At 55.4% G+C, this 26,920-nt stretch carries 22 protein-coding genes and 1 tRNA gene; 16 read left to right on the top strand and 7 right to left on the bottom strand.

The genetic code is table 11. The features are described 5' to 3' along the window. Window positions 1–22: 22 nt before the first annotated feature. From KHQ26_RS20755 to yjeJ, 3 genes are read left to right on the top strand one after another with little or no spacing between them, the layout of a single operon-like run. Window positions 23–1,309: an HlyD family secretion protein gene (locus KHQ26_RS20755; RefSeq protein ID WP_020804223.1), complete on the top strand. Its 1,287-nt coding sequence runs from the start codon at window positions 23–25 to the stop codon at window positions 1,307–1,309. Continuing rightward, window positions 1,302–3,425, top strand: coding sequence for a peptidase domain-containing ABC transporter (locus KHQ26_RS20760; protein ID WP_016831378.1), 2,124 nt, complete (start codon window positions 1,302–1,304; stop codon window positions 3,423–3,425). Before KHQ26_RS20755 ends, KHQ26_RS20760 begins: the two co-directional genes overlap by 8 nt. A 14-nt stretch (window positions 3,426–3,439) precedes the next feature. Further along, window positions 3,440–4,303: a YjeJ family protein gene (yjeJ, locus tag KHQ26_RS20765; RefSeq protein WP_020804230.1), complete on the top strand. Its 864-nt coding sequence runs from the start codon at window positions 3,440–3,442 to the stop codon at window positions 4,301–4,303. A gap of 54 nt (window positions 4,304–4,357) precedes the next feature. Here yjeJ and KHQ26_RS20770 read toward each other — a convergent pair whose 3' ends face one another. From KHQ26_RS20770 to KHQ26_RS20780, 3 genes are all read right to left on the bottom strand, one after another. Beyond that, complete coding sequence (locus tag KHQ26_RS20770; RefSeq protein WP_004152419.1) at window positions 4,358–4,711, bottom strand: DUF4156 domain-containing protein; 354 nt, start codon at window positions 4,709–4,711, stop codon at window positions 4,358–4,360. A gap of 260 nt (window positions 4,712–4,971) precedes the next feature. Further along, complete coding sequence (gene groL / locus KHQ26_RS20775; protein WP_002885441.1) at window positions 4,972–6,618, bottom strand: chaperonin GroEL; 1,647 nt, start codon at window positions 6,616–6,618, stop codon at window positions 4,972–4,974. A 37-nt stretch (window positions 6,619–6,655) separates the two neighbouring features. Then, entirely contained in the window at window positions 6,656–6,949 is a 294-nt protein-coding gene (locus KHQ26_RS20780; RefSeq protein WP_004152420.1) for a co-chaperone GroES, read from the bottom strand. A 232-nt stretch (window positions 6,950–7,181) separates the two neighbouring features. On the opposite strand from KHQ26_RS20780, the gene yjeH reads away from it, so the two are divergent. Further along, window positions 7,182–8,432, top strand: coding sequence for an L-methionine/branched-chain amino acid transporter (gene yjeH, locus KHQ26_RS20785; RefSeq protein ID WP_009485424.1), 1,251 nt, complete (start codon window positions 7,182–7,184; stop codon window positions 8,430–8,432). Window positions 8,433–8,483: 51 nt separating this feature from the next. Here the strand turns inward: yjeH and KHQ26_RS20790 are convergent, their stop codons facing one another. Beyond that, window positions 8,484–8,960: an FxsA family protein gene (locus KHQ26_RS20790; RefSeq protein WP_002885425.1), complete on the bottom strand. Its 477-nt coding sequence runs from the start codon at window positions 8,958–8,960 to the stop codon at window positions 8,484–8,486. A gap of 337 nt (window positions 8,961–9,297) precedes the next feature. On the opposite strand from KHQ26_RS20790, the gene aspA reads away from it, so the two are divergent. The 7 genes from aspA to KHQ26_RS20825 all read left to right on the top strand — a co-directional run bounded on the left by aspA (window position 9,298) and on the right by KHQ26_RS20825 (window position 17,328). Continuing rightward, the gene (gene aspA, locus KHQ26_RS20795) at window positions 9,298–10,734 is read left to right on the top strand and encodes an aspartate ammonia-lyase (RefSeq protein WP_002885424.1); all 1,437 of its coding nucleotides are present in this window, start codon (window positions 9,298–9,300) and stop codon (window positions 10,732–10,734) included. Between the two features lie 115 nt (window positions 10,735–10,849). Further along, window positions 10,850–12,151 carry an anaerobic C4-dicarboxylate transporter gene (locus KHQ26_RS20800; protein WP_020804229.1) on the top strand — a complete coding sequence of 434 codons (1,302 nt, stop codon included), beginning with the start codon at window positions 10,850–10,852 and terminating at the stop codon, window positions 12,149–12,151. Between the two features lie 124 nt (window positions 12,152–12,275). After that, complete coding sequence (cutA, locus tag KHQ26_RS20805; RefSeq protein WP_002885422.1) at window positions 12,276–12,599, top strand: divalent cation tolerance protein CutA; 324 nt, start codon at window positions 12,276–12,278, stop codon at window positions 12,597–12,599. Next, a complete protein-coding gene (locus tag KHQ26_RS20810; protein WP_211777939.1) occupies window positions 12,575–14,371 on the top strand; it encodes a protein-disulfide reductase DsbD in 1,797 nt (598 codons plus the stop codon). Before cutA ends, KHQ26_RS20810 begins: the two co-directional genes overlap by 25 nt. Window positions 14,372–14,406: 35 nt before the next feature. Next, window positions 14,407–14,982: a transcriptional regulator gene (locus KHQ26_RS20815; protein WP_004218175.1), complete on the top strand. Its 576-nt coding sequence runs from the start codon at window positions 14,407–14,409 to the stop codon at window positions 14,980–14,982. Window positions 14,983–15,049: 67 nt separating this feature from the next. Next, the gene (locus KHQ26_RS20820) at window positions 15,050–17,137 is read left to right on the top strand and encodes a DUF1176 domain-containing protein (RefSeq protein ID WP_004177767.1); all 2,088 of its coding nucleotides are present in this window, start codon (window positions 15,050–15,052) and stop codon (window positions 17,135–17,137) included. A gap of 115 nt (window positions 17,138–17,252) precedes the next feature. Then, window positions 17,253–17,328 (top strand) — tRNA-Phe (locus KHQ26_RS20825). 712 nt (window positions 17,329–18,040) lie between these two features. Here the strand turns inward: KHQ26_RS20825 and KHQ26_RS20830 are convergent. After that, window positions 18,041–18,397 (bottom strand): PerC family transcriptional regulator, encoded by a 357-nt coding sequence (locus KHQ26_RS20830; protein ID WP_306307224.1) that lies wholly within the window; start codon window positions 18,395–18,397, stop codon window positions 18,041–18,043. A gap of 128 nt (window positions 18,398–18,525) precedes the next feature. Between KHQ26_RS20830 and KHQ26_RS20835 the strand changes: the two genes are divergently transcribed. Then, window positions 18,526–18,648, top strand: a complete 123-nt coding sequence (locus KHQ26_RS20835) for a hypothetical protein (protein ID WP_004146686.1) — start codon at window positions 18,526–18,528, stop codon at window positions 18,646–18,648. Here KHQ26_RS20835 and KHQ26_RS20840 read toward each other — a convergent pair. Further along, window positions 18,643–19,209, bottom strand: coding sequence for a helix-turn-helix transcriptional regulator (locus tag KHQ26_RS20840; protein WP_019704333.1), 567 nt, complete (start codon window positions 19,207–19,209; stop codon window positions 18,643–18,645). The genes KHQ26_RS20835 and KHQ26_RS20840 overlap by 6 nt on opposite strands. A gap of 633 nt (window positions 19,210–19,842) precedes the next feature. On the opposite strand from KHQ26_RS20840, the gene pgaA reads away from it, so the two are divergent. The 4 genes from pgaA to pgaD are packed head-to-tail and all read left to right on the top strand — an operon-like array spanning window position 19,843 to window position 26,084. Continuing rightward, window positions 19,843–22,290, top strand: coding sequence for a poly-beta-1,6 N-acetyl-D-glucosamine export porin PgaA (gene pgaA / locus KHQ26_RS20845; protein WP_074183025.1), 2,448 nt, complete (start codon window positions 19,843–19,845; stop codon window positions 22,288–22,290). A gap of 8 nt (window positions 22,291–22,298) precedes the next feature. Further along, window positions 22,299–24,314, top strand: coding sequence for a poly-beta-1,6-N-acetyl-D-glucosamine N-deacetylase PgaB (gene pgaB / locus KHQ26_RS20850; protein WP_004192549.1), 2,016 nt, complete (start codon window positions 22,299–22,301; stop codon window positions 24,312–24,314). After that, window positions 24,307–25,635: a poly-beta-1,6-N-acetyl-D-glucosamine synthase gene (pgaC, locus tag KHQ26_RS20855; RefSeq protein ID WP_002885393.1), complete on the top strand. Its 1,329-nt coding sequence runs from the start codon at window positions 24,307–24,309 to the stop codon at window positions 25,633–25,635. Before pgaB ends, pgaC begins: the two co-directional genes overlap by 8 nt. Further along, window positions 25,635–26,084, top strand: a complete 450-nt coding sequence (gene pgaD / locus KHQ26_RS20860) for a poly-beta-1,6-N-acetyl-D-glucosamine biosynthesis protein PgaD (protein WP_004177775.1) — start codon at window positions 25,635–25,637, stop codon at window positions 26,082–26,084. Before pgaC ends, pgaD begins: the two co-directional genes overlap by 1 nt. Window positions 26,085–26,129: 45 nt before the next feature. On the opposite strand, the gene KHQ26_RS20865 is transcribed toward pgaD, so the two are convergent. Next, entirely contained in the window at window positions 26,130–26,915 is a 786-nt protein-coding gene (locus KHQ26_RS20865) for a DsbA family protein (RefSeq protein WP_002885391.1), read from the bottom strand. Window positions 26,916–26,920 lie beyond the last annotated feature (5 nt).

Here is a 26,920-nt window from a genome sequence, read left to right on the forward strand (position 1 = left end):
TTTTATAATTTAAGCGATAACTATGTTAAAAAAAATCTATCGCAAGGAAGCGATTGAGTATAAAAAGCATCACTGGAAAGGAAAGGCACTGCTGCTCGCAGGGCTTCCAGCATGGCTTGTTGCATTACTCTCTTTTGCTTTTCTTGCGATCCTGATAGCCACCACAGTATTTTGCTCCTTTACCCAGAGAATCGACGTTCAGGGAGAGGTCATTACTCTACCTCACTCTGTCAACGTTTATGCCCCGCAGCAAGGCTTTGTTATCTCCCAATATGTAAAAGTCGGCGATATTGTGACCAAAGGCCAGCCGTTATATGAGATCGACATTTCCCGGAACACCACAACGGGTAATGTTAGTGCGGTACAAATAGAGGTCATTAATGAAAAGATCGCAAATGCTGAAGATATCATTTCAAAACTGAATCATAATAAAGAAGAAACAACCATTTCTTTAGAGAAGCAGTTAAAAACAATCAATGATTCGTTAAAAGAAACTAATCGCATGTTGGCTAACGCCCAGGCTGGATTAAAGAAAATGCATGAAAATCTATCCAGCTATGATAAGTATTTAAGTGACGGACTGATTACCAAAGACCAATATAACTATCAACACTCTTTGTATTTTCAACAACAAAGCACTTACCAGTCTCTGGTGAGTCAGAAAATGCAACTGGAATCGCAGGTCACTCAGCTCAATAGTGATAAAATTACAAAAATAGCTGATTTTGACAATCAAATCTCGTCACAAGAAAACCAGATTAATGATTATAAAAATCAACTGGTTGAATCAAACGCAAACGGTAACATTATTATTAAAGCAACGACTGAAGGCCGTATTGAATCATTGACCGTCACTAAAGGCCAAATGGTTGATAAAGGCAGCAGTCTAGCACAGATAAAACCTACCGGTGATATAGAGTATTATCTTATTTTATGGTTACCTAACAATAGTATACCTTATGTAAAACCTGGGGATGAAATTAACATTCGTTATGCTGCATTCCCATCAGATAAATTTGGTCAATTCCCGGGAAAAATACTTTCAATATCTTCTGTTCCCACATCTCGACAAGAAATGTCTGAGTATACCAATGTTACGAACGGCACAAACCAGCAGGAACTGGCGCTCTATAAGACCATTGTGAAAATTGAAAACAAAACCTTTGAATATAATGGTAAAACGCTTTCGCTTTCAAATGGCCTCAAGGCTCAAGCTGTTGTATTCCTGGAAGAGCGTCCGCTCTATATGTGGATGTTTACCCCTGTGTATAAGATAACTCAAAGCATTACTGGGCCGATCCATGACTAACGAACTTTTCAAAACTGTTGTTGCAAAGTTAAATTTTTCTCTTGTTAACAAAACGCCCGTTATTCTTCAGTCAGAATCATCAGAATGTGGAATTGCCTGTCTGGCAATGGTCTGTGGTTTTTATGGGTTGAATATCGATCTGTTTAATTTCCGTCAGCGGTTTGGTAGCCCCTCCCAGGGCTCCTCACTAATGTCTCTAAGCAAAACTGCAAAGCATGCCGGCTTAAAAAGCCGGGCGTTAGCTCTTGACCTTGATGAAATAAAGCAGCTTAAACTCCCCTGCATCATCCACTGGGGGATGAACCACTACGTTGTTCTTACAAAGGTAAGGAAAAACGGATTTGTTATTCACGATCCGGCGTTGGGTAAAAGAATCATTGGCATCAATGAGATGTCAAACAATTTTACCGGTGTAGCGCTTGAACTTTGGCCCGATCATAACTTCCAGCAAGAAGAAGCAAAATCCCGATTACGATTGCTGGATTTAATGCATAAAATTGTTGGTTTAAAATCAGCACTGATTAAGATCTTTGCTTACTCTGTAGTGGTAGAAGCTATCGGACTCCTGTTACCGATTGGTACACAGCTAGTCACTGACCATGTGATTATGGCTCACGACCAAAGCTTACTGTCTGTTATCTGTATCGGGTTGATATTTTTTACCCTATTCCGCACGTTTATTAGCATGCTACGTGCATGGACGTCGTTAACGTTAAATACCCTGACAAATATTCAGTGGAAAACGACGTTATTCGATCATCTGACAAGTTTGCCATTATCCTTTTTTGAGAAAAGGCATTTAGGTGATATTCAGTCTCGCTTCTCGTCTTTGGATACGATTCGCTCAATATTTACCAATAGTATCGTTACCGGCATCATCGACTCGATAATGACAATCGGTTTATTGGTGATGCTGACCTTATATGGTGGTTGGTTAGTCTGGGTCGTCATCGGCTTTACCATTTGCTATGCGATTATGCGCTTTGCTACCTATAGCTTTTATCGTCGCGTAACGGAAGAACAGGTCGTCAAAGGCGCACGTGCTAACTCCCACTTTATGGAGTCACTTTATGGCATTTCTACGATCAAAGCACTGAATTTAAAAGAACGTCGCTCACAGCATTGGCTGAATCTTAACGTTGACGCCAGCAATGCAGGTATAAAGCAAACTCGATTCGATATGATGTTTGGTGGCATTAATACCTTTATCACCTCAATCGATCAGGTAGTGGTACTGTGGTTGGGTGCCATTATGGTAATTGATAATGAGATGACGCTCGGTATGTTTATGGCATTTAACGCCTATCGGGGTCAGTTTTCTCAACGTGCATCGAATCTCATTGATTTGGTGATGCAACTTCGTATGCTCTCACTGCACAACGAACGTCTATCAGAAATAGCATTTAGTGAACCAGAAAAAGAACTTCCATCGCGGCGTGTTTTTACGGAAAACACTGGCGTAAAACTTGAAGTGAGAAATCTTAGTTATCAATACGATCCTTTTTCACAACCCATCTTTACAAATTTGAACATAACCGTTGCTCCTGGAGAATCAGTTGCGTTAATTGGCCCATCTGGCGTAGGGAAAACCACACTATTAAAAGTTATGTGCGGACTGCTCTCGCCGGATTCCGGCGAAATACTGGCGGATAATCTGGAGATTAAAAAGATTGGTTTGAATAACTATCGTCTTGGTATCGCCTGCGTACTCCAGGAAGACCGTCTCTTTTCCGGCTCCCTTATTGATAATATAAGTGGCTTCGATGATAGCGCCGATCTTGATTTTGTGATGGAGTGTGCCAGACGGTGCAACATTCATGATGAAATTATGAAGATGGCTATGGGATACGAAACCATTGTCGGCGAACTTGGGCTGGGTATTTCAGGTGGGCAAAAGCAGCGTATCCTGATCGCCCGCGCACTGTATCGCAAACCGAGTATTTTATTCATGGATGAGGCTACCAGCCATCTTGACCTCAGAAATGAGTCGGTTATCAATCAGTCTATTTCAGCGCTAAGTATCACCCGCATTATCGTCGCGCATCGACCATCGACCATTGCATCCGCCGATCGTGTTATCGATCTCTCACAATCGAAGTCGGTGACTACTGCTTAATAAAGGAGAAGAATATGCAAGGAACGTTTATAGGTTTTAATACCGCAGGAATTACCTTTGAAGAGCGATTTTTAGCGTTGCTGCTGAAAGTTAAGAAGGAAAATGGCTTTTGCGAGATTTACTATCTTCAGGCACCGGTGCTAGCTGATCTGCTCCTGATACTGCAGAGCAGAATGGCTGTGATTTTCCAGCGGCTTGAAAACCAGGGAGAGGCCTATAAAGATGAGCTTATCACGTATAATGAGGCACTTGTTGCCAATATTCCTCAGGTTGAGACGGCTGAAATACAGCAACCATCCCCTGAGCGGCGAATCATGTCCATTACGCTCAAACCTGGCGAAACACAGTCAACGTTAATTCTTGTATTTCAGGATGAACAAATTAGTACTTTATGTATTGACGATCTGCAAATCGAAGCATTAATTATCGGTATTCAACAAGCATTAAAAACAGTCGGCGACCAGGAACTGGTTCAGTATTTAAGTTCAAATATGGATTTTTTAATGTGCTATACCGTCGACTTAACCACTCAGCCCAATATCGATTACCAGCAATACTCACACGAAGACTGGAAGCTAAACCTGTTTTCCCATTATCTGGGCGTGCTGTACTGCTGCGAGACAGACGAAGGCAAGAAAATTGTCTCCGGAGCGGTGGTCAAAACCAGCGCGCCGCATTTATCAGAACTGGAAAATAACGTTGTGACGCGGATTATCGAGAAAAGCCCCAAGCTCAAGGCGATGCACGCGGAGCTGGCGCCATGCCAGATCTTCAGTACTGTCATCCCTTCCCAGCCGGGAAGAATGCTCAGTCTGGAAGAGTGCCTGCGTCCTCTGCACGCCTTCTATCTGGAGAAGAAAGCGGAGCTTAACGCCTGATCCTCATCTAACGACCACGCCTCTCTCTGCGCTCGCAGAGAGAGGCGTCACGCATCAGTTCGGGCACTTATAAACCTGGCCGTTCATTTCGCTGTCGGTAGGTACAAAGCTCGACAACAGGTTTTGTGTCGGGCTGCTGACGCCGTAAATCACGTTGCCACCCATTGCTGCTGCCTGGTTACGCAAGGCGTTCGCCGCACCGCGCATGGAACCGCCCTCATCGCCATTCTGGCCGGAGAGCCAGTTGCTCTGTTTACCCGTCGCGGTCCCTAACAGCTGACATTCTGCGCCCGGCTTCTCCTGCACGAAACGCACATTCTGGCCGGCAGAGGTTAATTCATTGCTGGAACTGCAACCTGCCAACAGTAAGGCTGCGCCGACAATCCCTGCTAAATATTTTACCTGCATGTTATTCCCCATGATCGATGAGCTGGACGCACTGGCCCGGATGTAAATCTGTCATCCTTCAAACTGCGTCGGCATGAGCCGCGTTCATTCCCTCCCCGGCTGCGCTTACCAGGTCGCTACCGAAACGGAGGTGCTTGCCGCTCTGATGCAGCTTAAATGATTTTTATGTATAAGCCTTATACTAAAAAGCGCGCCAAAAGAAAAACCCCCAGCCATTGCTGGCCAGGGGTTTCTGCTTTTTTATGCCGTAGAGCGCACGATTACATCATGCCGCCCATACCGCCCATGCCGCCCATGCCGCCAGCAGCACCTAAGTCAGGCGCGTCGCCTTTCGGCAGGTCGGTCACCATGCACTCGGTGGTAATCATCAGGCCAGCCACGGAAGCCGCGTACTGCAGTGCAGAACGGGTGACTTTGGTTGGGTCCAGGATACCGAAGTCGATCATGTTGCCGTATTCTTCAGTTGCTGCGTTGTAACCGTAGTTACCGTCGCCTGCTTTCACGTTGTTTGCCACAACAGACGGCTCTTCACCGGCGTTGGAAACGATCTGACGCAGCGGCGCTTCCATTGCGCGCAGCGCAACTTTGATACCGACGTTCTGATCTTCGTTCTGACCGGTCAGGCCAGCGAGTTTCGCCGCAACGCGAACCAGCGCTACGCCGCCGCCAGCCACCACGCCTTCTTCAACCGCAGCACGGGTTGCGTGCAGGGCGTCGTCGACGCGTGCTTTTTTCTCTTTCATTTCAACTTCGGTAGCCGCACCGACTTTGATTACTGCCACGCCGCCAGCCAGTTTAGCGACACGTTCCTGCAGTTTTTCACGATCGTAGTCGGAGGTCGCTTCTTCGATCTGCTTACGGATCTGAGCTACGCGGCCCTGGATTGCGGATTCTTCGCCAACGCCATCGATGATGGTGGTGGTGTCTTTGTTGATAACCACGCGTTTCGCCTGGCCCAGGTCTTCCAGAGTCGCTTTTTCCAGCTCCATACCGATCTCTTCAGAGATAACGGTACCGCCAGTCAGAGTAGCGATGTCCTGCAGCATAGCTTTACGACGGTCGCCGAAGCCCGGTGCTTTCACCGCAGCCACTTTAACGATGCCGCGCATGGTGTTAACCACCAGGGTCGCCAGCGCTTCGCCTTCAACGTCTTCAGCGATGATGACCAGCGGTTTGCCAGCTTTCGCTACGGCTTCCAGAACCGGCAGCATTTCGCGGATGTTGGAGATTTTTTTGTCAGCCAGCAGGATGAACGGGCTTTCCAGCTCAACGGCACCGGTGTCCGGCTTGTTGATGAAGTACGGAGACAGGTAGCCGCGGTCGAACTGCATACCTTCAACTACGTCCAGTTCGTCTTCCAGACCGGTACCGTCTTCAACGGTGATCACGCCTTCTTTACCAACTTTATCCATCGCTTCCGCGATCAGTTTACCGACGGTTTCGTCGGAGTTAGCGGAGATGGTACCTACCTGAGCGATAGCTTTGGAGTCAGAGCACGGAACGGACAGCGCTTTCAGCTCTTCTACTGCAGCCAGTACCGCTTTGTCGATACCGCGTTTCAGATCCATCGGGTTCATGCCTGCTGCAACAGCTTTCAGGCCTTCGTTCACGATAGCCTGAGCGAGTACGGTTGCGGTGGTGGTACCGTCGCCTGCCGCGTCGTTCGCTTTAGAGGCAACTTCTTTCACCATCTGCGCGCCCATGTTTTCGAACTTGTCTTCCAGTTCGATTTCACGTGCAACGGAAACACCATCTTTGGTGATGGTCGGCGCGCCGAAGGATTTGTCCAGAACCACGTTACGGCCTTTCGGGCCTAGGGTCACTTTAACTGCATCTGCCAGTACGTTTACGCCGCGCAGCATTTTTACACGAGCGTCGTTACCGAATTTTACGTCTTTTGCTGCCATTTCTTTTATTCCTCAAATTCGTTCAGGGTCGTGCGAATTAAGCTTCAACAATTGCCAGGATGTCGCTTTCGGACATGATCAGTACTTCTTCGTTGTCGATCTTTTCAGTCTTCACGCCGTAGCCATCGTTGAAAATCACGATGTCACCAACTTTAACGTCCAGCGGCTGCACGGTCCCGTTTTCCAGGATGCGACCTTTACCGACAGCGATGATTTCGCCACGAGTTGACTTAGCTGCTGCAGAACCGGTCAGAACGATGCCGCCCGCAGATTTGGTTTCAACTTCTTTACGTTTGACGATCACACGATCATGTAACGGACGAATACTCATTGATAGCTCTCCTTCGAGAAAGTCATTATCAGTTATGGGTGACGCCGGGCCGAACGCGGTTTACCGGCTAGTGCAGAGAGAGATGGGGATGGCCATTTACGGCTTCAAGGGCAAAATTAAAAAAAATTTTTACCTTTGCGCTGGCGCACAAAAAGCGGCCATGTCAGGCAATCGGTCATAAGGAAAAGCGATTGTGATACTCTCTTTTTTTTCACTGGCGCAGGATTGAATCATGAGTGGTTTAAAACAGGAGTTAGGGCTGGGACAGGGAGTTGGGTTGCTTTCCACCTCATTGCTGGGTACCGGCGTCTTCGCCGTCCCGGCGCTGGCGGCGCTGGTCGCTGGCGATAACAGCCTGTGGGCATGGCCGCTGCTCATTCTCCTTGTTTTCCCGATTGCCATCGTCTTCGCCCTGCTCGGCCGCCATTTTCCCAGCGCGGGCGGCGTGGCCCACTTTGTCGATATGGCCTTTGGGCCACGTCTGGCCAGCGTCACCGGCTGGCTGTTTTTATCGGTTATCCCGGTCGGACTCCCCGCCGCCCTGCACATCGCCACCGGTTTTGGCCAGGCGCTGTTCGGCTGGCATGATGCGCAGCTGCTGCTGGCGGAGCTGGGCACCCTGGCCATCGTCTGGTGGGTCGGTTCGCGTGGCGCCAGCTCCAGCGCCAACCTGCAGACGTTGGTTGCCGTACTGATTGTGGCGCTGATCGTCGTAGTCTGGTGGCGCGGCGGGATAAGCCCGGCGCAGATCCCCTTCCCGGCCCCGGCGGAGATTGACCGCGGGCAGCTCTTTTCGGCGCTGTCGGTGATGTTCTGGTGCTTTGTCGGTCTGGAAGCCTTCGCGCATCTCGCCTCGGAGTTTAAACATCCCGAGCGTGATTTCCCCAGGGCGCTGATGATAGGCCTGCTGCTTGCCGGCTCGGTCTACTGGGCCTGCACCGTACTGGTGCTGCACTTCCACGCCTTTGGCGAGGAGATGGCGGCGGCGGCGTCATTACCGAATATCGTGGTCCGTCTGTTCGGCGTCGAAGCGCTGTGGGTAGCCTGCGTCATCGGCTATCTCGCCTGTTTCGCCAGCCTCAACATCTATATTCAAAGCTTTGCCCGCCTGGTCTGGTCGCAAGCGCAGCATAAGCCACACAGCTACCTCGCAAGGCTGTCGCCACGGCAGATCCCGCGCAACGCCCTCAACGCCGTGCTGGGATCCTGCGTAGTTAGCACCCTTGGCATCTATCTGCTCGATATCAATCTGGACGCGCTGATCGTTTACGCCAATGGCATTTTCATCATGATCTATCTGCTGTGCATGCTGGCGGGTTGTCGTTTGCTTCGCGGTCGCTATCGGCTATTGGCGGTGGTGGGCAGCATTCTCTGTCTGCTGCTGCTGGCGATGGTCGGCTGGAAAAGCCTGTACGCGCTGGTGATGCTGGCGGGGCTGTGGCTGTTTTTACCCAGGCGCAAGCTGGCGACGGGAAGCGTGTAGGCCTGCAAAGAAAGCGGCCCGGTCGCATCTGCTGACCGGGCCGGGGGAATGTTAATCGCGGCGATCGTCCTTATGGTCCAGACGGTCGCGCTGCTCATCTTTGCGCTGGAATTCCCCTTCGAAGGTCTCTCCGCCGCCAGTTCCGGCGCTAAAGCCGCCGCCCGGCATCCGGCTGAAGCGCAGGTGCGGCATCAGCTTCATCGTCAAATGCTTTTGCACCGGCGGCAGCAATAGCAGCAGGCCGAGGAAGTCGGTAAAGAACCCCGGGAGCAACAGCAGCAAACCAGCGATAATCAGCGATACGCTCTTGATCATCTCCGCCGCCGGGCTCTCGCCTGCGGCCATCTTCTGCTGCATCAGCAGGAAGTTTTTGAAGCCCTGGTTACGCACCAGCGACATCCCTACCACCGAGCTAAAGATCACCAGGATCAGGGTCATAAAGACGCCCAGCACGTGCGCAACCTGGATAAAGATCGATATCTCAATGTAAACGTAAAGAAAAAAGGCAATAAACGGAATCCAACGCACCGGCGTCTCCTTCATCAACGGGCGCTGCGTTCAGCGCCCGTAATCATCAATTTGCTGATCGCATCCCACTAACATGGGGATGCTGAGCGGCTTTTCAATCAGCGGAAAGGCTTATTTTTCTCAGGAATAAGAAAGCGGTGACCCATTTCACAGATTAATAAATCTTCTCATACCCGCAATGTAATAAGTGATCAAGCTTACTGATATTCGCTATCATCAGCATATGATCTTGGGCACCGGGCCGGTTAAGGAAATAATCGTCGGCCAGAAAATATACTGAATACTGGATATTCTGTGTGTTTGGTGAATTCATTGGCAGCTTGAAAAGAAGGTTCACATGTTAAACAACATTCGTATCGAAGAAGATCTGTTGGGCACCAGGGAAGTTCCCGCGGACGCTTACTACGGCGTTCATACTCTGCGAGCGATTGAAAACTTCTACATTAGCAACAGCAAAATCAGCGACATACCAGAATTCGTGCGCGGCATGGTCATGGTTAAGAAAGCCGCCGCGCTGGCGAACAAGGAGCTGCAGACCATTCCCAAAAGCGCGGCAAATGCGATTATCGCCGCCTGTGACGAAGTCCTGAATAACGGCAAATGCATGGACCAGTTCCCGGTCGATGTCTTCCAGGGCGGGGCCGGTACCTCCGTAAACATGAACACCAACGAAGTCCTGGCGAACATTGGCCTTGAGCTGATGGGCCACCAGAAAGGCGAATACCAGTACCTGAACCCAAACGATCACGTCAACAAATGCCAGTCCACCAACGATGCTTACCCCACCGGGTTCCGCATTGCGGTGTATGCCTCCATCCTTAAGTTAATCGATGCGATTAAACAGCTGGGCGAAGGCTTCCAGGCGAAAGCCGTGGAGTTCCAGGACATCCTCAAAATGGGCCGCACCCAGCTGCAGGACGCGGTGCCGATGACCCTCGGCCAGGAGTTCCATGCCTTCAATGTGCTGCTTAATGAAGAGACCAAAAGCATTCTGCGCACTGCGGAGCTGCTGCTGGAGGTGAACCTCGGCGCCACCGCCATTGGTACTCGCCTCAACACCCCGGACGGCTATCAACAGCTGGCAGTGCAGAAGCTGGCTGAAGTAAGCAACTTACCTGTCGTCCCGGCGGAAGATCTGATTGAAGCCACCTCGGACTGCGGGGCGTACGTTATGGTTCACAGCTCGCTGAAACGCCTGGCGGTGAAACTGTCCAAGATCTGTAACGACCTGCGCCTGCTCTCTTCCGGTCCGCGCGCAGGCCTCAACGAAATCAACCTGCCTGAGCTGCAGGCTGGCTCTTCAATCATGCCGGCGAAGGTTAACCCGGTGGTGCCGGAGGTGGTCAACCAGGTCTGCTTCAAAGTTATCGGCAACGATACCACTGTGACCATGGCCTCCGAAGCCGGTCAGCTGCAGCTGAACGTGATGGAGCCGGTGATCGGCCAGGCGATGTTCGAGTCGATTCATATTCTGACCAACGCCTGCTACAACCTGCTGGAGAAATGCGTTAACGGCATCACCGCCAATAAAGCGGTATGTGAAGGCTACGTCTACAACTCCATCGGCATCGTTACCTACCTCAACCCGTTTATCGGCCACCACAATGGCGATATCGTCGGCAAGATCTGTGCCGAAACCGGCAAGAGCGTACGGGAAGTGGTGCTGGAGCGCGGACTGCTGACGGCGGCGGAGTTGGATGATATTTTCTCTGCGCAAAACCTGATGCATCCCGCTTATAAAGCAAAGCGTTATACCGATGAAAGCGAACAGTAATCTTTCAGGTTAGTCATTCAAAGGCATGTCAGCGATGACATGCCTTTTTTGCTTTTTGGTTTTACTAAAATACAACAATTCAATATCAACTTGTTAAAAAACAAGGAAGGCATATATGTTTGGTGCAGAACTGGTTATTGTCCTGCTGGCGATTTATCTCGGCGCCCGGCTCGGCGGCATCGGTATCGGCTTTGCCGGTGGCCTTGGCGTCCTTGTCCTGACGCTTATTTTTCAAATTAAACCGGGTGCGATCCCCTTCGACGTTATTGAAATCATTATGGCGGTGATTGCCGCTATCGCCGCCATGCAGGTCGCCGGCGGGATGGATTACCTGGTCAGCCTCGCCGAACGGATGCTGCGCCGCCACCCGAAGTACATCACCTTCCTTGCCCCGCTGGTGACCTGGTTTATGACCGTGCTCGCTGGCACCGGCCATACCGCCTTCTCCACGCTGCCGGTGATCACCGAAGTTGCCAAAGAGCAAGGCATTCGTCCGTCTCGTCCACTGTCGATTGCGGTGGTGGCCTCCCAGATAGCGATCACCGCCTCGCCCATTTCCGCCGCAGTGGTCTTTTTCGCAGGTATCCTTGAACCGCTGGGCGTTAGCTATTTGACGCTGCTGGCCATCTGTATTCCAGTCACGCTGCTGGGAGTGATGCTCACCGCTATCGTCTGCAACTTCCTCGGCTGCGAACTGAAAGACGATCCGGTTTACCAGGAGCGGCTGGCCAAGGGGGAAGTCAGACTGCGCGGCAGCCAGGTATTTGAGCTGCAGCCGCACGCCAAACGCTCTGTCCTGCTGTTTTTGATCGGCATCGTGGCGGTGATGTTCTACGCCACGGCCATCAGCGATACCGTCGGCCTGATTAAGAACCCGGTGCTGCCGCGTAACGAGGCGATCGTGGTATTTATGCTGACCATCGCCACCCTGATTAGCATCACCTGTAAAATCGACACCGGCGAAGTGCTCAACGCCAGCACCTTTAAGTCCGGGATGAGCGCCTGCGTCTGCGTCCTCGGCGTCGCCTGGCTGGGAGATACCTTCGTTAAAGCGCATATCAGCGACATCCAGGCCGTGGCCGGCGATCTGCTGCATAATTACCCATGGCTGCTGGCGGTGGTACTGTTTTTCGCCGCCACGCTGCTCTACTCGCAGGCAGCCACTACCAAGGCGTTGATGCCTGCCGCGCTGCTGCTGGGCGTCAGCCCGCTGACGGCTATCGCCTCGTTTGCCGCGGTCTCGGCGCTGTTCGTTCTACCGACCTACCCAACCCTGCTGGCGGCGGTAGAGATGGACGACACCGGCTCAACCCGCATTGGTAAATATGTCTTTAACCACGCCTTCCTGATCCCCGGCGTTATCGCTATCACGCTGTGCGTGATCCTCGGCTTTATCTTTGGCGGGATTATGCTGTAAATACCGCTGGCGGCGGGCCCACTACGGGCCCGCCTTCCGTTGCCCTCACTTTCCCCGCTCGTTACGCTAATATCCCCGCATCTTGCGTGTTATAGTGCCTCTTTTCGCTGATACGAGGTTCATGATGACTACGCCTGATGCTGTTGTTGTGCTCTGTACCGCGCCGGACGAAGCGACCGCCCAGGATCTGGCGGCAAAAGCGCTGGCGGAAAAGGTGGCAGCCTGCGCTACGCTGCTGCCGGGAGCCACCTCTCTGTATTACTGGGAAGGGAAACTCGAGCAGGAGTATGAAGTGCAGATGCTACTCAAAACTGACCTTGCTCATCAGCAGGCGCTGCTGGACTGCCTGAAGTCACACCATCCGTATCAAACCCCAGAACTGCTGGTTCTACCCGTCACGCATGGAGACAACGATTACCTCTCATGGCTTACCGCATCATTACGCTGATCCTGCTGCTGTGCAGCACATCAGCCACCGCCGGGTTATTCGACGCGCCGGGGCGCTCGAACTTCGTGCCTGCTGATCAAGCTTTCGCCTTTGACTTTCAGCAGCAACAGCATGACGTCAACCTGAGCTGGCAAATCAAGGATGGTTATTATCTTTATCGTCAACAGTTTACCTTCAGCGCCGCCGGGGCGACGATCGACGAACCGGCGCTGCCGGCGGGAGAGTGGCATGAAGATGAGTTTTACGGCAAAAGCGAGATCTTTCGCCAACGCCTGACCGTGCCGGTGACGGCGAAGGAGGCGGACAAAGAGGCTACTCTCACCGTCACCTGGCAGGGCTGCGCCGATGCCGGATTCTGTTATCCGCCGGAGACTAAAGTGATCCCGCTGAGCGCCGTGCAGGCGGCCTCAAACGACGCTCAGCCAACCGCCGCCGCGCCCGTGTCGTCGCTGAACCATCGCCCGGCCTTCAATCCGCCGCTGCCAGTTGAACCGCGCCCGATGGAGGAGAACGCCGTGCCGCAGGCGCCTGCCATGGCGCCGCCAGCAGACGTCCCCGCTAGTCTGCCCTTCACCGCCCTGTGGGCGCTGCTGATTGGCATTGGTATCGCCTTCACCCCCTGCGTGCTGCCGATGTACCCGCTGATTTCGGGCATCGTGCTGGGCGGAAAACAGCGGCTTTCCACCGCGCGCGCCCTGCTGCTGGCCTTTATTTACGTCCAGGGGATGGCCCTGACCTATACCGCGCTGGGGTTGGTGGTAGCCGCCGCCGGGCTGCAGTTCCAGGCGGCCCTGCAGCACCCATATGTCCTGGTCGGCCTGTCGGCGGTGTTTATACTGCTGGCGCTCTCCATGTTCGGCCTGTTCACGCTGCAGCTGCCGTCGTCGCTGCAGACCCGGCTGACGCTGCTCAGCAATAAGCGCCAGGGCGGCTCGCCCGGCGGGGTCTTTGCGATGGGCGCTATTGCCGGGCTGATCTGCTCCCCCTGCACTACCGCGCCGCTAAGCGCCATTCTGTTGTATATCGCCCAGAGCGGTAATCTGTGGCTGGGCGGCGGCACGCTATACCTTTACGCGCTGGGCATGGGTCTGCCGTTGATCCTTGTGACCGTGTTTGGCAATCGCCTGCTGCCGAAAAGCGGCCCGTGGATGAGCCATGTGAAAACCGCCTTCGGGTTTGTGATCCTTGCCCTGCCCGTCTTCCTGCTGGAACGCATACTCGGCGACCAGTGGGGGTTACGGCTGTGGTCAATGCTCGGTGTCGCCTTCTTCAGCTGGGCGTTTATCACCTCGCTGGGCGCTACCCGGCCGTGGATGCGGCTGGTACAGATCATTCTGCTTGCCGCCGCGCTGGTCAGCGCGCGGCCTCTGCAGGACTGGGCGTTTGGCGCCCCGGCGGTCGAGCAGCAGGCGCACCTGGCTTTCACCCGCGTCAGCTCGGTGGCCGAGCTTGACCAGGCGCTGGCGCAGGCGAAAGGTCAACCGGTGATGCTCGATCTTTACGCCGACTGGTGCGTGGCCTGCAAAGAGTTTGAAAAATACACCTTTAGTTCACCTGACGTGCAGCAGGCGCTGAAAGGCACCGTGTTATTACAGGTTGATGTGACGAAGAACAGCCCGCAAGACGTCGCGCTGCTGAAACACCTGCAGGTGCTGGGTCTGCCGACGATCCTGTTCTTCAACGCTGAGGGTCAGGAACAGCCTGAGCGGCGAGTCACCGGCTTTATGGATGCCGCGGCATTCAGCGCCCATTTGCGCGATTGGCAAGCGTGAGCGACACTTTAGGAGGAAAGATGGAGGAGAACACCGTGCTACGTGAAGACGTCCTGGCAGAAGCCATTAAGATTCTTGAAATTGAAGGTATCGCCAACACGTCGCTGGAGATGGTCGCTGAGCGCGTGTCCTGTCCGACAAGCGACCTGAAACGCTTCTGGCCTGACCGCGAAGCGCTGCTGTACGACGCGCTTCGCTATCTGAGCCAGCAGGTGGATGCCTGGCGTCGTCAGCTCCTGCTGGACGAGACCTTAAGCGCAGAGCAAAAGCTGCTGGCACGCTATGCCGCACTCACCACCTGCGTAAGCAACCAGCGGTACCCGGGCTGCCTGTTTATCGCCGCCTGCACCTTCTACCCGGATCCTCAGCACCCCATTCACCAGCTGGCGGAACAGCAGAAGCAGGCTTCGCTGGCCTACACTCACGAGCTGCTGACTCAGCTGGAGGTGGATGACCCGGAAATGGTCGCCAAGCAGATGGAGCTGATTGTCGAGGGCTGTCTGAGCCGTCTGCTGGTCAAACGTAGCCAGACGGATGTGGATACCGCCCGGCGGCTGGCTGAAGATATTCTACGCTTCGCCCAGTGCCGTATGGGCGGCGCCTTGACCTGATTCTGATATCCTAACCGCCACGTCGCGCCTATAATTTCCCCCTCACTGATTGCTGACAGGGATTGATATGCGCGCGTTCTTCTGGGCTGCCTGGCTGGGCCTCTGCTCTACGCCCCTGCTGGCGGCTCCCCTGCAAGGTTTTTCCTTTGCACAAAAAGACTGGGAGCTCGCCTGCGATAATACCGGCGCCTGCCGGGCGGCGGGTTACGGCGTCCGCATGGGTGAGGTCAGCGTGCTGTTGACCCGCAACGCGGGCAGCGAACAGCACCTCACCGCCACGGTAACCTTTGCGCAAATCGAGCACGATATCCCCGCCGACTCCACCGCCAGCCTGCTGATCGACGACCGGGATTTTGGCGCGCTGGACGCTCTCGACGACAGCCACTTTCGCCTCGACAGCGATCAGACCACCGCCCTGCTACAGGCGTTAACGAATCAGCGCAAAATCGAATTCACCCTTAACGGCCAGCACCTGCCGCTTTCCAGCGCCGGCAGCCGCGAGGTGCTGGGTAAAATGGATGCGTTTCAGCGACGCACCGGCACCGCCGATGCGCTGCTGGATAAAGGCGATGCCGGCGACGATGCCATTTTGCCAGCCACTCCCGCCCCGGAAATTATCGCCGCCCCGGTTCTCCATAACGCGCAGCCAGTGCCGTTGAGTATGCTTCAGCGCCAGAAACTGCTGCCCATCCTGACGCCGCTGCTGAACCAGCGCTGCGACGACTGGCAGAATCAGGCCATTCCGGCGGCAGATCGCCAGATCACGCTGACCGCGCTGGATAAAACCCATTCTCTGGCGCAGGCGCTCTGCTGGCGAGCGCCCTATAACGACGGTTACGCTCTGTGGCTGGTCGATAACGCCCAGTTGAGCAAACCGCGGCTGCTCACTACCGAGGCCTCCAGCTACGCCGACGGCGCTATCGTCTTTTTGCACAAAGAACGGGGCATGGCCGACTGCGTCACCGGCGAGACGCGCGTTTGGGATGGTAAAACCTTTACCCCCAGCCTGAAGTACAGCACCGGTATGTGTCGGGAAATCACCCCGGGTGGCACCTGGATGCTGCCGACCTTTGTCAGCCAGGTGATCCCCAGGCAGCAGAAAGAGGCGGATAACCTGGCTCTGCGCACGTTGTATAACACAGTGTTGAAAGCGCAAAAAAGCGATCCAGAATTGTCGCTGAATAAGATCGCCGAGCAGTTTCCGTTAACCGGCCATATTACCGACTTCACGCTCACTTACGCCGACGATACGCTGATCACGACCAGTAAACCGTCCCCGGATATCAGCGATGATGAGTGGCAGGCGTTTCTGCGCTCCTCGATTAGCGCGGATTCAGAAAACGGCAAAGTCAGCTTTACCCTTATCGACCTCGACGGCGACGGCAAACGCGACCTGATCATCGACAGCTACGTGGGCGGCACCGGGCTCTTCAGCTACACCGGGGTGCTCAAGCGAGGTGATGATGATTTTGCCGCCGTCAACGGCAGCGACAGTGATAATGGTGATGATTTCGATGCCGGGGTGCCCGGCGCCCTCTTTTCCATTAATGGCCGCGGGGCTAACCAGTGGAACCACTGGGTCAAAATCAACGGCCAGGTGTATGCCCTGTGGTACAACGGCCAGTTTGGCGAAGATAACCTCTACCTGCTACGCCCGTTCAGCACCACCAGCCAGACGCCCGCGGTGACGGTTCGCTATCGCTATACGCTGAACAGCATCCGCTCCCCGGAGAAAGACCAGCCGCTGACCCCCAGCCTGAGCGACGGCGATAAAGCGGACCTGCTGCGCTCGCTGGAGGTAATGCAGGGCAGCCTGCTGAAAGACAGACCCGCCAGCGACAACGACGCGCCGATCTGCCCCATCCCGCCGGGCACCTCCGCTGACGAGGCGGATAACTACTACAGCGGCGTCGCCGTTAACTATATCTATGAGACGGTGGCCTATATTCCGGTCTGGCTGAACGGGAAGTGTTATATCGGCACCATTTTCAGCCATCATGGCGCCTATCGCCACGGCGTGGATGCGGAAATTACCCTGAGCTCGCCGCGTGAGGACGAGGAGGTCATTGGCGATTATCTCATCTCCGGACTACGCCACGTTATCGCCATTACCAGCGGCTGGAAAACCCGCGAGGGCGATAACGGCATGCAGTGAAGTTAAGCCAAAACGCGCCTTTGAACGCAGAATTGCCGCAAAGATAAGCAATCGATAAGTAATTTAAGAAATTTGGTTGACGGGGTGGGCGGATTACGGTTTAATGCGCCCCGTTGCCCGGATAGCTCAGTCGGTAGAGCAGGGGATTGAAAATCCCCGTGTCCTTGGTTCGATTCCGAGTCCGGGCACCACTATTTAAAGAACCCGCCCAAAAGGCGGGTTTTTGCTTTTCTGCATCCGGACTCTTCATCGAACTCCGTTCGATTATTCGCCGCACAGCGGCTCACCCCTTCGGGGCCAGCGCGGCAAGCGCGCTGTTCAACGCCTGCGGCGTTAGTCCGAGTCCGGGCACCACTATTTAAAGAACCCGCCCAAAAGGCGGGTTTTTGCTTTTCTGCATCCGGACTCTTCATCGAACTCCGTTCTATCACCCGCTGCCCGGCGGCGCTGCGCTTGCGCGGGCCTACGCTGTTTGAATCAGCAGAGGACTCGTAGGCCGGATAAGGCATTTATGCCGCCATCCGGCACAACCGCGGGTACGGTGTCTGATGTGTATCGCCCGGCGGCGCTGCGCTTGCACGGGCCTGCGCTGTTTGAATCAGCAGAGGACTCGTAGGCCGGATAAGGCATTTATGCCGCCATCCGGCACAACCGCGGGTACGGTATCTGATGTGTATCGCCCGGCGGCGCTGCGCTTGCGCGGGCCTACGCTGTTTGAACCTCTGGAGGACCCGTAGGCCGGATAAGGCATTTATGCCGCCATCCGCCACAACCGCGGGTACGGTGTCTGATGTGTATCGCCCGGCGGCGCTGCGCTTGCGCGGGCCGGCGCTGTTTGAACCTGTGGAGGACCCGTAGGCCGGATAAGGCGAAGCCGTCAGGCAAACGTCGTGAAGAAAGGCATTACTCGGCGGCCGTTTTCCCTTTGCCGGGCAGCCTGAATGCTTCGCCATAGGGCTTCGCAATGCCCATACGATATTGAGTCTCTTTCGCCGCCTGGTGGAGGTCGGCAAACTCCTCTTTCGGCGCCGGCGGACGTTGCGCCTTTTTCAGACACTGATTGCGATGATGACGGATCCACTCTCGGTCCTCATCGCCCAGGCAACGCTGCATCACCTCAATCCATCTGGATGCCGCCCGACGGTAGAGCCCGCATGCCTCTAACCGCTCAGCAATACTGTCCCTTATTCTCATCCACCTCGCTCCTCTGATGCTTTCACGATATCTCATGGTATTCCGACACGTGAGTCGGAATACCATGGTAGTGTTAATTTATGACAAAACTATTCCTGTGCGGCGCAAGGAATATATTCATTATAATAATCGCTGTGCATAGCAAACCGCATTGGCGGTAAATACTTCCAAAGAGCTCCGGAATTATATGCCGAATGCCATCATCGATACCGCCGGGTATCGACGGTTGTACCTATCAATATCTATTTAATTTATTAGATTTTCGTCAACAAATACCTTGCGATAACATCCATTCTCTGTACAGCGAAGCTTCATAACGAACGTTCGGTCTGCTCCAGCAGCTTATTTCGAAAGATAAATAAGCAAGCTTCATTAAAATTATCTAACCCCAACCGCTCATAAAGCGCAGTACGCTTGCGGTAAAGGCTTTTTAGCGACGTATTGAGATTGACGGCCACCTCCTCCATGGTCATCCCCGCCGTGAGTAAACGTAACATTAACTGTTCAGACAAACTTAAGCGCAGATCGTCAAACCACTCTTTGGTCAGACGCTTGCTATTCATCTCCAGAAAAAGGCCAAATAATGTCGCCATATCCGCGGGTGATAATGACATGTTTAAAAACGATTTCAGGCTCAGTAAATGCTCTTCCCGATGGCGCATATCGAGGACGATACAACATATTCGCTTTCTGGATTTCGCCGCTGCCAGCACGAGATAATCGTAATGGCAAAGCGGCGAGCGGCTATCAACCAGCAGAGAGACTTCATCAACCTCATTATCTAAAATCGCTTTTCCGCTAGAATCTAACTGAATGATATCAGGAAAAAAATTCTTAACACCTTGAAAAAGATAGTAATCCTGGGTAACCAATATCATTAAAGTTGCCACAAATCGTCCCTTTAACATTTAATCAACAAATTCTCGTCAACCAGACGTTTTCCCTCCCCCTATGGAACGCTTCGCATGGCGGTGAAAATAACGAGACCTGTGATTTATCATTAGCGCGGCATCTGAATCTGGCTGTGAAAACCCTCCTTGCGTTCTGACAGGAAATAAACAGATTGATTATAAATAAAAAAAATCCACAGAAAAGATGCTTTTTTTGCTATTGAGAATTTTTGTCAGAAATCATCTTAAATATTGCCTAAAAAACTCTAACCCCAACCAAATATAAGTCACACCGTCATTTTTAAACAAAATTCCACCTGACTTTCTTTTTTATTTATATCAGTAGGTTAAAGAAATCAACTTGAACACTTCCGTTCGAATGAAGTCGATTTTACAGAATTATCTTAAAACGCAGACCATAATTTATCCATATTTATCGGTTGCCGTATCGGGTATAAATTACCCATTCATTTATCAACAGGAGATATGTTTATTAGTTTGCAATAGGTCATTCACCTGCAGTGCCAGTCAGCTAAATGGGACCATCCTCATCCTTTAACTCACCGTCAAAGGACGGTCGTGTTGTGCAATGGATTCTTGATGAACATATGGCAAATAGAAATGGAAAGATCACCTTATTCAAATACGTTATTGTTTAATCGCAACACGAAACTCTCGCTATCAATCGGCTTGCTTTTGCTCTTCCCGGCGCTGGTTCAGGGAGCGGATTCGCTCTATGACCAGCAAATCTTGCAAGCGCGCCAAGGCCAGTACGCCCCCTTTCTCAGTTACCTTCAGCAGTACCAGCTGCGGCATGCCTTAACCCCTTCTCAGGTGGCGGACTGGCTGCAGGTGGCCCTCTGGGCCGGTCAGGACGATGAAGTGGTGAAAGTCTGGCGACGCTACCAGGTCTATATGCCGATTCCCGCACGGGGCACCGCCGCCGCGGCGCAGGCCCTGCGCAACCAGAAGCAGTGGCAAACCTCGCTCACCCTCTGGCAGCAGGCGCTCAGCCAGGCCCCTGGCAGCGACGACTATCGTATCGGCTATATCAAAACGCTCGCCGATGCCCGCAAGGACGGCGAGGCGCTCAGCGAAGCGCGTCGCCTGGTGGCGGAGCAGGCGAGCGTTGCGCACCTGCAGACGCTCTCCTATGTCTACCTGCGGCTGGGCAAAAGCTGGGACCAGCTGTTGGTGGACACGCAGATCCTCGATCGTGAACCGCAAAACAAAACCGCGCTGGCCAGCCTGATGGCGACCCTGACCCGCAACCGGATTGATTCCCCTGCTCTCGGCCTGGCGAATAGCGTCGAACTGACGCCTGCGGAAAAGCGTAACTTGCAGCTGAACGCCGCCGCCGAACTGGTGCGCCTTGCCGATACCCCTTCCCGCGAAGAAAAGGCGCGTTACGCGCTGGCCCGCACGGCGCTCACGCAGTATGACGCGATGATCGCCGCCTGGCACCCCGACCCACAGGCTGCGCCCGACATCATCCGGGCGCGTATTGATCGTCTGGGCGCGCTGTACGCCAGCGCCGAGTACGCGCAGGTCATCCGCGAATACCAAAGCCTGATCGCGCAGCAGCAGACCGTTCCCGACTGGGCCATCGGCTGGGTCATCTCCTCTTTTATCGCTCTTAAGCAAATTGAGCCTGCGCTGACGCTTATCCACCAGCATCCTTCGTGGCTGACAAGCCAACAGAATGAGGAACACGAGCTTTTCTACGCTCTGCTGGACACCGGTCAGTACCCGGCGGCGCAACGGTATGTCGCCCGCCTCACCAGGAATGCGCCCTACATCCGTCGTCTCTACGGCTCGCCAACGCCGCAGCCGAACGACGACTGGCTCACCGCACAGTCGCTTAACGTGCACTATTTAGCGGCTACCAACGACCTGCCGCAGGCCGAAGCCCGAATGCAGCGCCTGGCGGCGACGGCCCCTGGAAACCAGGGCGTGCAGATAGACTATGCCGCCCTTCTGCAGGAGAGAGGATTGCCACGGGCAGCCGAACGCCAGCTAAAAGCGGCGGAATCTCTGGAACCCGCCAGCCTGCAGCTGGAGCGCCAGCAGGCCTGGGTCGCCCTCGATCTGCAGGAGTGGCGGCAAATGGATCTGCTGGCTGACGACGTCGTCGCCCGCTCGCCACGGGATCTGAACACCCAGCGCCTGGCCAGAGCGCGCGAGATCCATCATCTCTCCGAGCTGCGCCTGAGCGTTGGCAAAGGGCTGCATTCCGACAACCCGGTGAGCGGCACGCACGACCTCAGTTTTGAGACGGCGATCTACAGCCCGCCGCTAGCCGACAGCTGGCGGTTGTTCGGCGGGCACCGCTTCGCTGAAGGCAATTTTGAAGAGGGGAAAGGCAGCCGTCGCCAGCTGTTCGCTGGCGTTGAATGGCGTCCGCGCGACTACTGGGGCGAGCTTGAGCTCTCCAGCGTCAATTTTCACGGCGAGAACAAGCCCGGCGTCCGCCTTTCCGCCGCCCATGACGTTAGCGATCGCTGGCAGCTGGGCGGCGAACTGGAGCGGATTTCGCAGCAGACGCCGCTGCGCGCGTTACGCAACGGCGTCAGCGCCAACCGCGGCGAAGGCTGGCTGCGCTGGTCTCCAAACGAACGCCGGGAGTACCGCTTCAGCGCGGCCGCCAGCCGGTTTACCGATCGCAACCGCCGCCAGGAGTACACCCTCTCCGGTAAAGAACGCCTCTGGCAAACCCCATGGTTAACGCTGGATTTGCAGCCCGGTCTGTCGGCCAGCGCCAATAGCCGCACCGACACCGCCTACTACAGTCCGGCACGGGACCTCGCCGCCACCGCGGCGCTGGCCGTCGATCACACGCTTTACCAGCGCTATGACACCGTCTGGAGCCAGCAGTTACTCGCCGGCGGCGGCAGCTACTGGCAAAAAAATCACGCCGCCGGGGCGATCACGGTGCTGGGTTACGGGCAGCGCCTGCGCTGGAACAACGTCGTCGACACCGGGGTGATGCTGAACTGGGATAAGCGCCCCTACGACGGCAAACGTGAAAACAACCTCGCCATCACTCTTGATGCAAATATACGGTTTTAAGGATGACCATGCTGAACACGACCCTGCGCAACGGCCTGATGCTTCTCATCTGGCTGTGCCTTATCTTCAGCGTGCGTGCTGAGGAAGTCCCCTTCCTCGCCCCGCAGCAGCGCCCCCAACTGGAGGCCAATCAACCCTGGCCGGCGGATCGCTTTCTGGTGCTGGCCTACCATGACGTCGAAGACGATGCCGCCGACCAGCGTTATCTTTCGGTGCGCACCAGCGCACTCAATGAGCAGATCGCCTGGCTGCTGCATAACGGCTACCATGCGATTAGCGTTCAGGACATTCTCGATGCGCATTATGGCTTAAAGTCGCTGCCGCCCAAGGCTTTTCTCCTCAGTTTTGACGATGGTTACAGCAGCTTTTACACCCGCGTATGGCCGCTGCTTAAAGCCTGGAACGTCCCGGCGCTATGGGCGCCGGTGGGCAGCTGGGTGGACACTCCCGCTGGTCAGCCCGTTAATTTTGGCGGCCTGATGACGCCGCGCGAGCGCTTCGCTACCTGGGAGATGGTGCGCGAGCTCAGCCGCTCGCCGCTGGTGGAGATCGGCGCGCACACCTGGGCCTCGCACTACGGTCTGCCGGCCAATCCGCAGGGCAGCCGCGAGCCTGCCGCCGCCAACCGCGGCTGGGATAAAACCACCGGCCGCTATGAAAGCGACGCGCAGTTTACCCGGCGAATGACCGATGACGTGCAGAAAGTGACGGCGAAAATCCATGAGGTTGCCGGGAAAACGCCGCGCGCCTGGGTGTGGCCCTACGGCGCCGCCAGCGGCAGCACCCTGGCCATCGCCAAACAGCAAGGGTATCAGCTGGCGTTTACGCTGAACGACGGCCTGGGCAACGTGAAGGATCTGGACAATATTCCACGCCTGCTGATCGCCGGTAACCCGTCGCTCAAGGCCTTTGCCAGCGCCGTGACCCAGATTCAGGAAGCCGATCCTGTTCGGGTGATGCATGTGGATCTGGACTATGTCTATGACCCCAATCCCGTCCAGCAGGCAAAGAATATCGATAAGCTGGTGCAGCGCGTCTATGACATGAAAATCAGCCACGTCTTTCTGCAGGCCTTCTCCGACCCGCAGGGCGACGGCACGGTCAAGTCGCTCTATTTCCCCAACCGCTGGCTGCCGATGCGCGCCGACCTGTTTAACTTCGTCTCCTGGCAGTTGCAGACCCGCGGCAATGTGAAGGTTTATGCCTGGATGCCGGTGCTGGCCTTCGATCTTGCCTCAGATCTGCCGCGCGTTCAGCGCTGGGATCCGCAAACCGGGAAGGCGTTACTTGCCCGCCAGCCGTACGTCCGTCTGTCGCCCTGGGATCCCCGGGTTCGCCAGCAGATCACCGACATCTACGAAGATCTGGCCCGACACGCCAGCTTCAGCGGGATCCTGTTTCACGACGACGCCGTGCTGACCGATTTTGAAGACGTGAGCCCGGAGGCGGTCGCCGCCTGGCGGCAGACGGGTATGGCGCACGATGCCGCCCCGGTGCCCCAACGTCCGCAAGAGCGCCAGGCATGGATGCGTTTCAAAAGCCAAACCCTGACCCGCTTCACTCTGGATCTACGCCAGGCAGTGCAGGCCATCCGCGGCCCGCAGGTGAAAACGGCGCGTAATCTCTTCGCCCTGCCGATCCTGGAGCCGCAAAGCGAAGCTTGGTTTGCGCAGAATCTGGATGATTTCCTTGCCGCCTATGACTGGACGGTCCCCATGGCGATGCCGCTGATGGAGTCCGTGCCGATCGACGCCAGCCAGGCCTGGCTGACGCGGCTGGTGCAGGCCGTCGCCCGCCACCCGGGCGCGCTGAAGAAAACCATCTTTGAACTGCAGGCCAGAGACTGGAATCGACGCCAGCAAAACGCCATTCCCGACCAGCAGCTGGCGGACTGGATGCGTTTGCTGCGGCTGAACGGCGTCAAAAACTACGGCTACTACCCTGACGATTTTATTAACAACCAGCCTGATATCTCTCGTATCAGGCCGCAATTTTCTTCCTGGTGGTACCCTGACCATGACTGATCGCATTATCGCATTGTGCATTTTATGCCTCGTATTCGGGCTGCCGTTAGGTGTCGCAGCGGTATTTACCGGCGAGCTTATCCTCGACTTTGTCTTTTTCTGGCCGCTGTTTATGTCAGTGTTGTGGATCACCGGGGGTCTCTACTTCTGGTTTCAGCTGGAACGTCACTGGCCGTGGGGGGAGGATACCCCGCCGCCGACGCTGCCGGGCAATCCACTGATCTCGATCCTGATCCCCTGCTTTAACGAGGAGAAAAACGCCCGGGAAACCATCAGCGCAGCGCTGGCCCAGCGTTACGCCAATCTTGAAGTGATCGCGATTAACGACGGCTCTTCGGACAACACCGCCCAGGTGCTCCAGCAGCTGGCGCAGGAGGAGCCGAGGCTGCGGGTGATCCATCTGGCCGCCAATCAGGGAAAAGCGGTGGCGCTCAAAGCGGGCGCCGCCGCCGCCCGCGGCGATCTGCTGGTCTGCATCGATGGCGACGCCCTGCTGGACCGGGATACCGCGGCCTGGCTGGTCGCGCCGTTGATCCATTATCCGCACGTCGGGGCGGTCACCGGCAATCCGCGGATCCGCACCCGATCCACGCTGATCGGCCGCATTCAGGTTGGGGAGTTCTCGTCGATCATTGGGCTTATCAAACGGACGCAGCGGATCTATGGCCGGGTCTTTACCGTCTCCGGCGTAATCGCCGCCTTCCGGCGCCAGGCGCTGGCGGACGTCGGCTACTGGAGCCCGGATATGATCACTGAAGATATTGATATCAGCTGGAAGCTTCAGCTCCGCCACTGGGACATCTTTTTCGAGCCGCGAGCGCTGTGCTGGATCCTGATGCCGGAGACCCTCAAAGGGTTATGGAAGCAGCGTCTGCGCTGGGCCCAGGGCGGCGCCGAAGTCTTTCTGGTCAATCTGCGCCGCCTGTTTCACTGGCAGCATCACCGGATGTGGCCGCTGTTTCTGGAGTATGCCTGCTCCACGCTGTGGGCCTTTGCCTACGCGATCACCATTCTGCTGTTTATCCTCAGCCGCCTGATGCCGCTGCCTGACAATCTGGCGGTGCATAGCCTGTTTCCACCGGAATTCACCGGCATGCTGCTCGGCCTGATGTGCCTGCTGCAGTTCGTCGCCAGCCTGTATATCGAGCGGCGCTATGAGAAAAAGGTCGCCAAATCGCTGTTCTGGGTGATCTGGTTCCCGATGGTCTACTGGATGATCGGCCTGCTGACCACGCTGGTCGCTTTTCCGAAAGTGATGGTGAAACGTCAACGTTCCCGCGCGCGCTGGGTGAGCCCGGACCGGGGAAAAGGAAGCCTGTGATGAATGAAAATACGCTCATCTTAACCGAACATCGGGTGCTGCCCCGGCTGGTCGACGCCGGCTTAACGCTGCTGGCCTGGCTCGGTTTTCTGTTCTTTCTGTACGCCAATTTGCTGATGCAGTTCATCGCGCCGCCCTCTCCGCGCTGGGAATCGCTGATGGACTCCCTGAATACGGCGCTGGTGTATCTGCTGATTGCCGCGCTGAACGGCTGGCTGTTGATCCTCTGGTATCACTACAACCGGCGCCGCGCCCGTACCCGGCGTCATACCGCGGTGCTCGCTCTGCGCGACGATGAGCTGGCGAGCAGCTTTAACGTCGCGCCGCAGATTATCTCGGAGATGAGCCGCTATAATTTGCTCACCGTTTACCACGATCAAATCGGGCAGATTATTGATTTAAAAAGCCACGCGTTACCGCCGCCGCAGGAAGAGAGCGATGACGCATGAGAGCAAGGCCGCCGTCGGCGGCCTGGACAGGTAATACGCCGGGGATTAGCCGCCGGCTTTTTTGATGGCGGCTTCCAGCGAGGCTTTGTCTGCCAGCCCCGGGAAGACGGTGATGCTGGCTTCCGTGGCGCCGGTGGTCGGCATCACGATCACGCCCGGCGTGCCGCTCAGACCAATCTCCTGCGCCAGATCGTTTATGCTCTGCAGCACCGGTTCGACGTCGGCGGCCTTCTTCGCATCGAAGCCGGCTTTCTTCGCCTGCTGCTGGATATCCGCCGTCGTCAGCTTGCCTTCGTTATGGCCGGTAGCGTAAATCCCGTTATGGTAGGCCAGATAGGCATCCGCCCCTTTCTGTTGATAGATCTGCAGGCCGGTTTTTGCCGCCTCCAGCGAGCTTTCCCAGCGGCCGCCGAAAATCGGCCACTCTTTGAAGGCGAAGCGGGTCTGCGGGTGCGCTTTAATCACCTGCTCCATCACCGGCGCCAGACGGCTGCAGTAGACGCACTGGTAGTCGAAGAATTCGATCACTGTGACTTTGCCGTTGGCCGGGCCGTAGGTCGGGGTATTTTTATCCTGGGTCAACACGGCGGCGTTCTTCAGCACCGCCTGAGTGGCCGCGCTGGCCTGCTGCTCAGCCTGAATTTGCTGCAGTTTCTGGCTCGCCTGCAGCAGGACTTCCGGGTGGGCAACCAGATAGTCGGCGGCGATTTTGCCGATTTTCGCCTCCTGTTCCGGGGTGAAAGTCGCCGGCGCGTCAGCGGCAGAGGCCATCGCCGGCAGTAAGACAGCGCTCAGCAGGGCGACAGAGAGGTATTTCTTGTGGCCAGACATAGTGG

The organism is Klebsiella sp. 10, assembly GCF_018223925.1.
GTDB classification, from domain to species: Bacteria; Pseudomonadota; Gammaproteobacteria; order Enterobacterales; family Enterobacteriaceae; genus Klebsiella; species Klebsiella pneumoniae.

What these genes read in the sequence shown, in the direction of transcription:
- KHQ26_RS20800 (WP_020804229.1), top strand. Translation starts at nt 10,850, where the DNA reads ATGTTTGGTGCAGAACTGGTTATTGTCCTGCTGGCGATTTATCTCGGC.
- yjeH (WP_009485424.1), top strand. Translation starts at nt 7,182, where the DNA reads ATGAGTGGTTTAAAACAGGAGTTAGGGCTGGGACAGGGAGTTGGGTTG.
- pgaB (WP_004192549.1), top strand. Translation starts at nt 22,299, where the DNA reads ATGCTGAACACGACCCTGCGCAACGGCCTGATGCTTCTCATCTGGCTG.
- yjeJ (WP_020804230.1), top strand. Translation starts at nt 3,440, where the DNA reads ATGCAAGGAACGTTTATAGGTTTTAATACCGCAGGAATTACCTTTGAA.
- aspA (WP_002885424.1), top strand. Translation starts at nt 9,298, where the DNA reads ATGTTAAACAACATTCGTATCGAAGAAGATCTGTTGGGCACCAGGGAA.
- KHQ26_RS20780 (WP_004152420.1), bottom strand. Translation starts at nt 6,949, where the DNA reads ATGAGTATTCGTCCGTTACATGATCGTGTGATCGTCAAACGTAAAGAA.
- KHQ26_RS20810 (WP_211777939.1), top strand. Translation starts at nt 12,575, where the DNA reads ATGGCTTACCGCATCATTACGCTGATCCTGCTGCTGTGCAGCACATCA.
- KHQ26_RS20865 (WP_002885391.1), bottom strand. Translation starts at nt 26,915, where the DNA reads ATGTCTGGCCACAAGAAATACCTCTCTGTCGCCCTGCTGAGCGCTGTC.
- pgaC (WP_002885393.1), top strand. Translation starts at nt 24,307, where the DNA reads ATGACTGATCGCATTATCGCATTGTGCATTTTATGCCTCGTATTCGGG.
- KHQ26_RS20830 (WP_306307224.1), bottom strand. Translation starts at nt 18,397, where the DNA reads ATGGTATTCCGACTCACGTGTCGGAATACCATGAGATATCGTGAAAGC.
- pgaD (WP_004177775.1), top strand. Translation starts at nt 25,635, where the DNA reads ATGAATGAAAATACGCTCATCTTAACCGAACATCGGGTGCTGCCCCGG.
- KHQ26_RS20835 (WP_004146686.1), top strand. Translation starts at nt 18,526, where the DNA reads ATGCCATCATCGATACCGCCGGGTATCGACGGTTGTACCTATCAATAT.
- KHQ26_RS20755 (WP_020804223.1), top strand. Translation starts at nt 23, where the DNA reads ATGTTAAAAAAAATCTATCGCAAGGAAGCGATTGAGTATAAAAAGCAT.
- KHQ26_RS20770 (WP_004152419.1), bottom strand. Translation starts at nt 4,711, where the DNA reads ATGCAGGTAAAATATTTAGCAGGGATTGTCGGCGCAGCCTTACTGTTG.
- KHQ26_RS20760 (WP_016831378.1), top strand. Translation starts at nt 1,302, where the DNA reads ATGACTAACGAACTTTTCAAAACTGTTGTTGCAAAGTTAAATTTTTCT.
- pgaA (WP_074183025.1), top strand. Translation starts at nt 19,843, where the DNA reads ATGGAAAGATCACCTTATTCAAATACGTTATTGTTTAATCGCAACACG.
- cutA (WP_002885422.1), top strand. Translation starts at nt 12,276, where the DNA reads ATGACTACGCCTGATGCTGTTGTTGTGCTCTGTACCGCGCCGGACGAA.
- KHQ26_RS20840 (WP_019704333.1), bottom strand. Translation starts at nt 19,209, where the DNA reads ATGATATTGGTTACCCAGGATTACTATCTTTTTCAAGGTGTTAAGAAT.
- KHQ26_RS20820 (WP_004177767.1), top strand. Translation starts at nt 15,050, where the DNA reads ATGCGCGCGTTCTTCTGGGCTGCCTGGCTGGGCCTCTGCTCTACGCCC.
- groL (WP_002885441.1), bottom strand. Translation starts at nt 6,618, where the DNA reads ATGGCAGCAAAAGACGTAAAATTCGGTAACGACGCTCGTGTAAAAATG.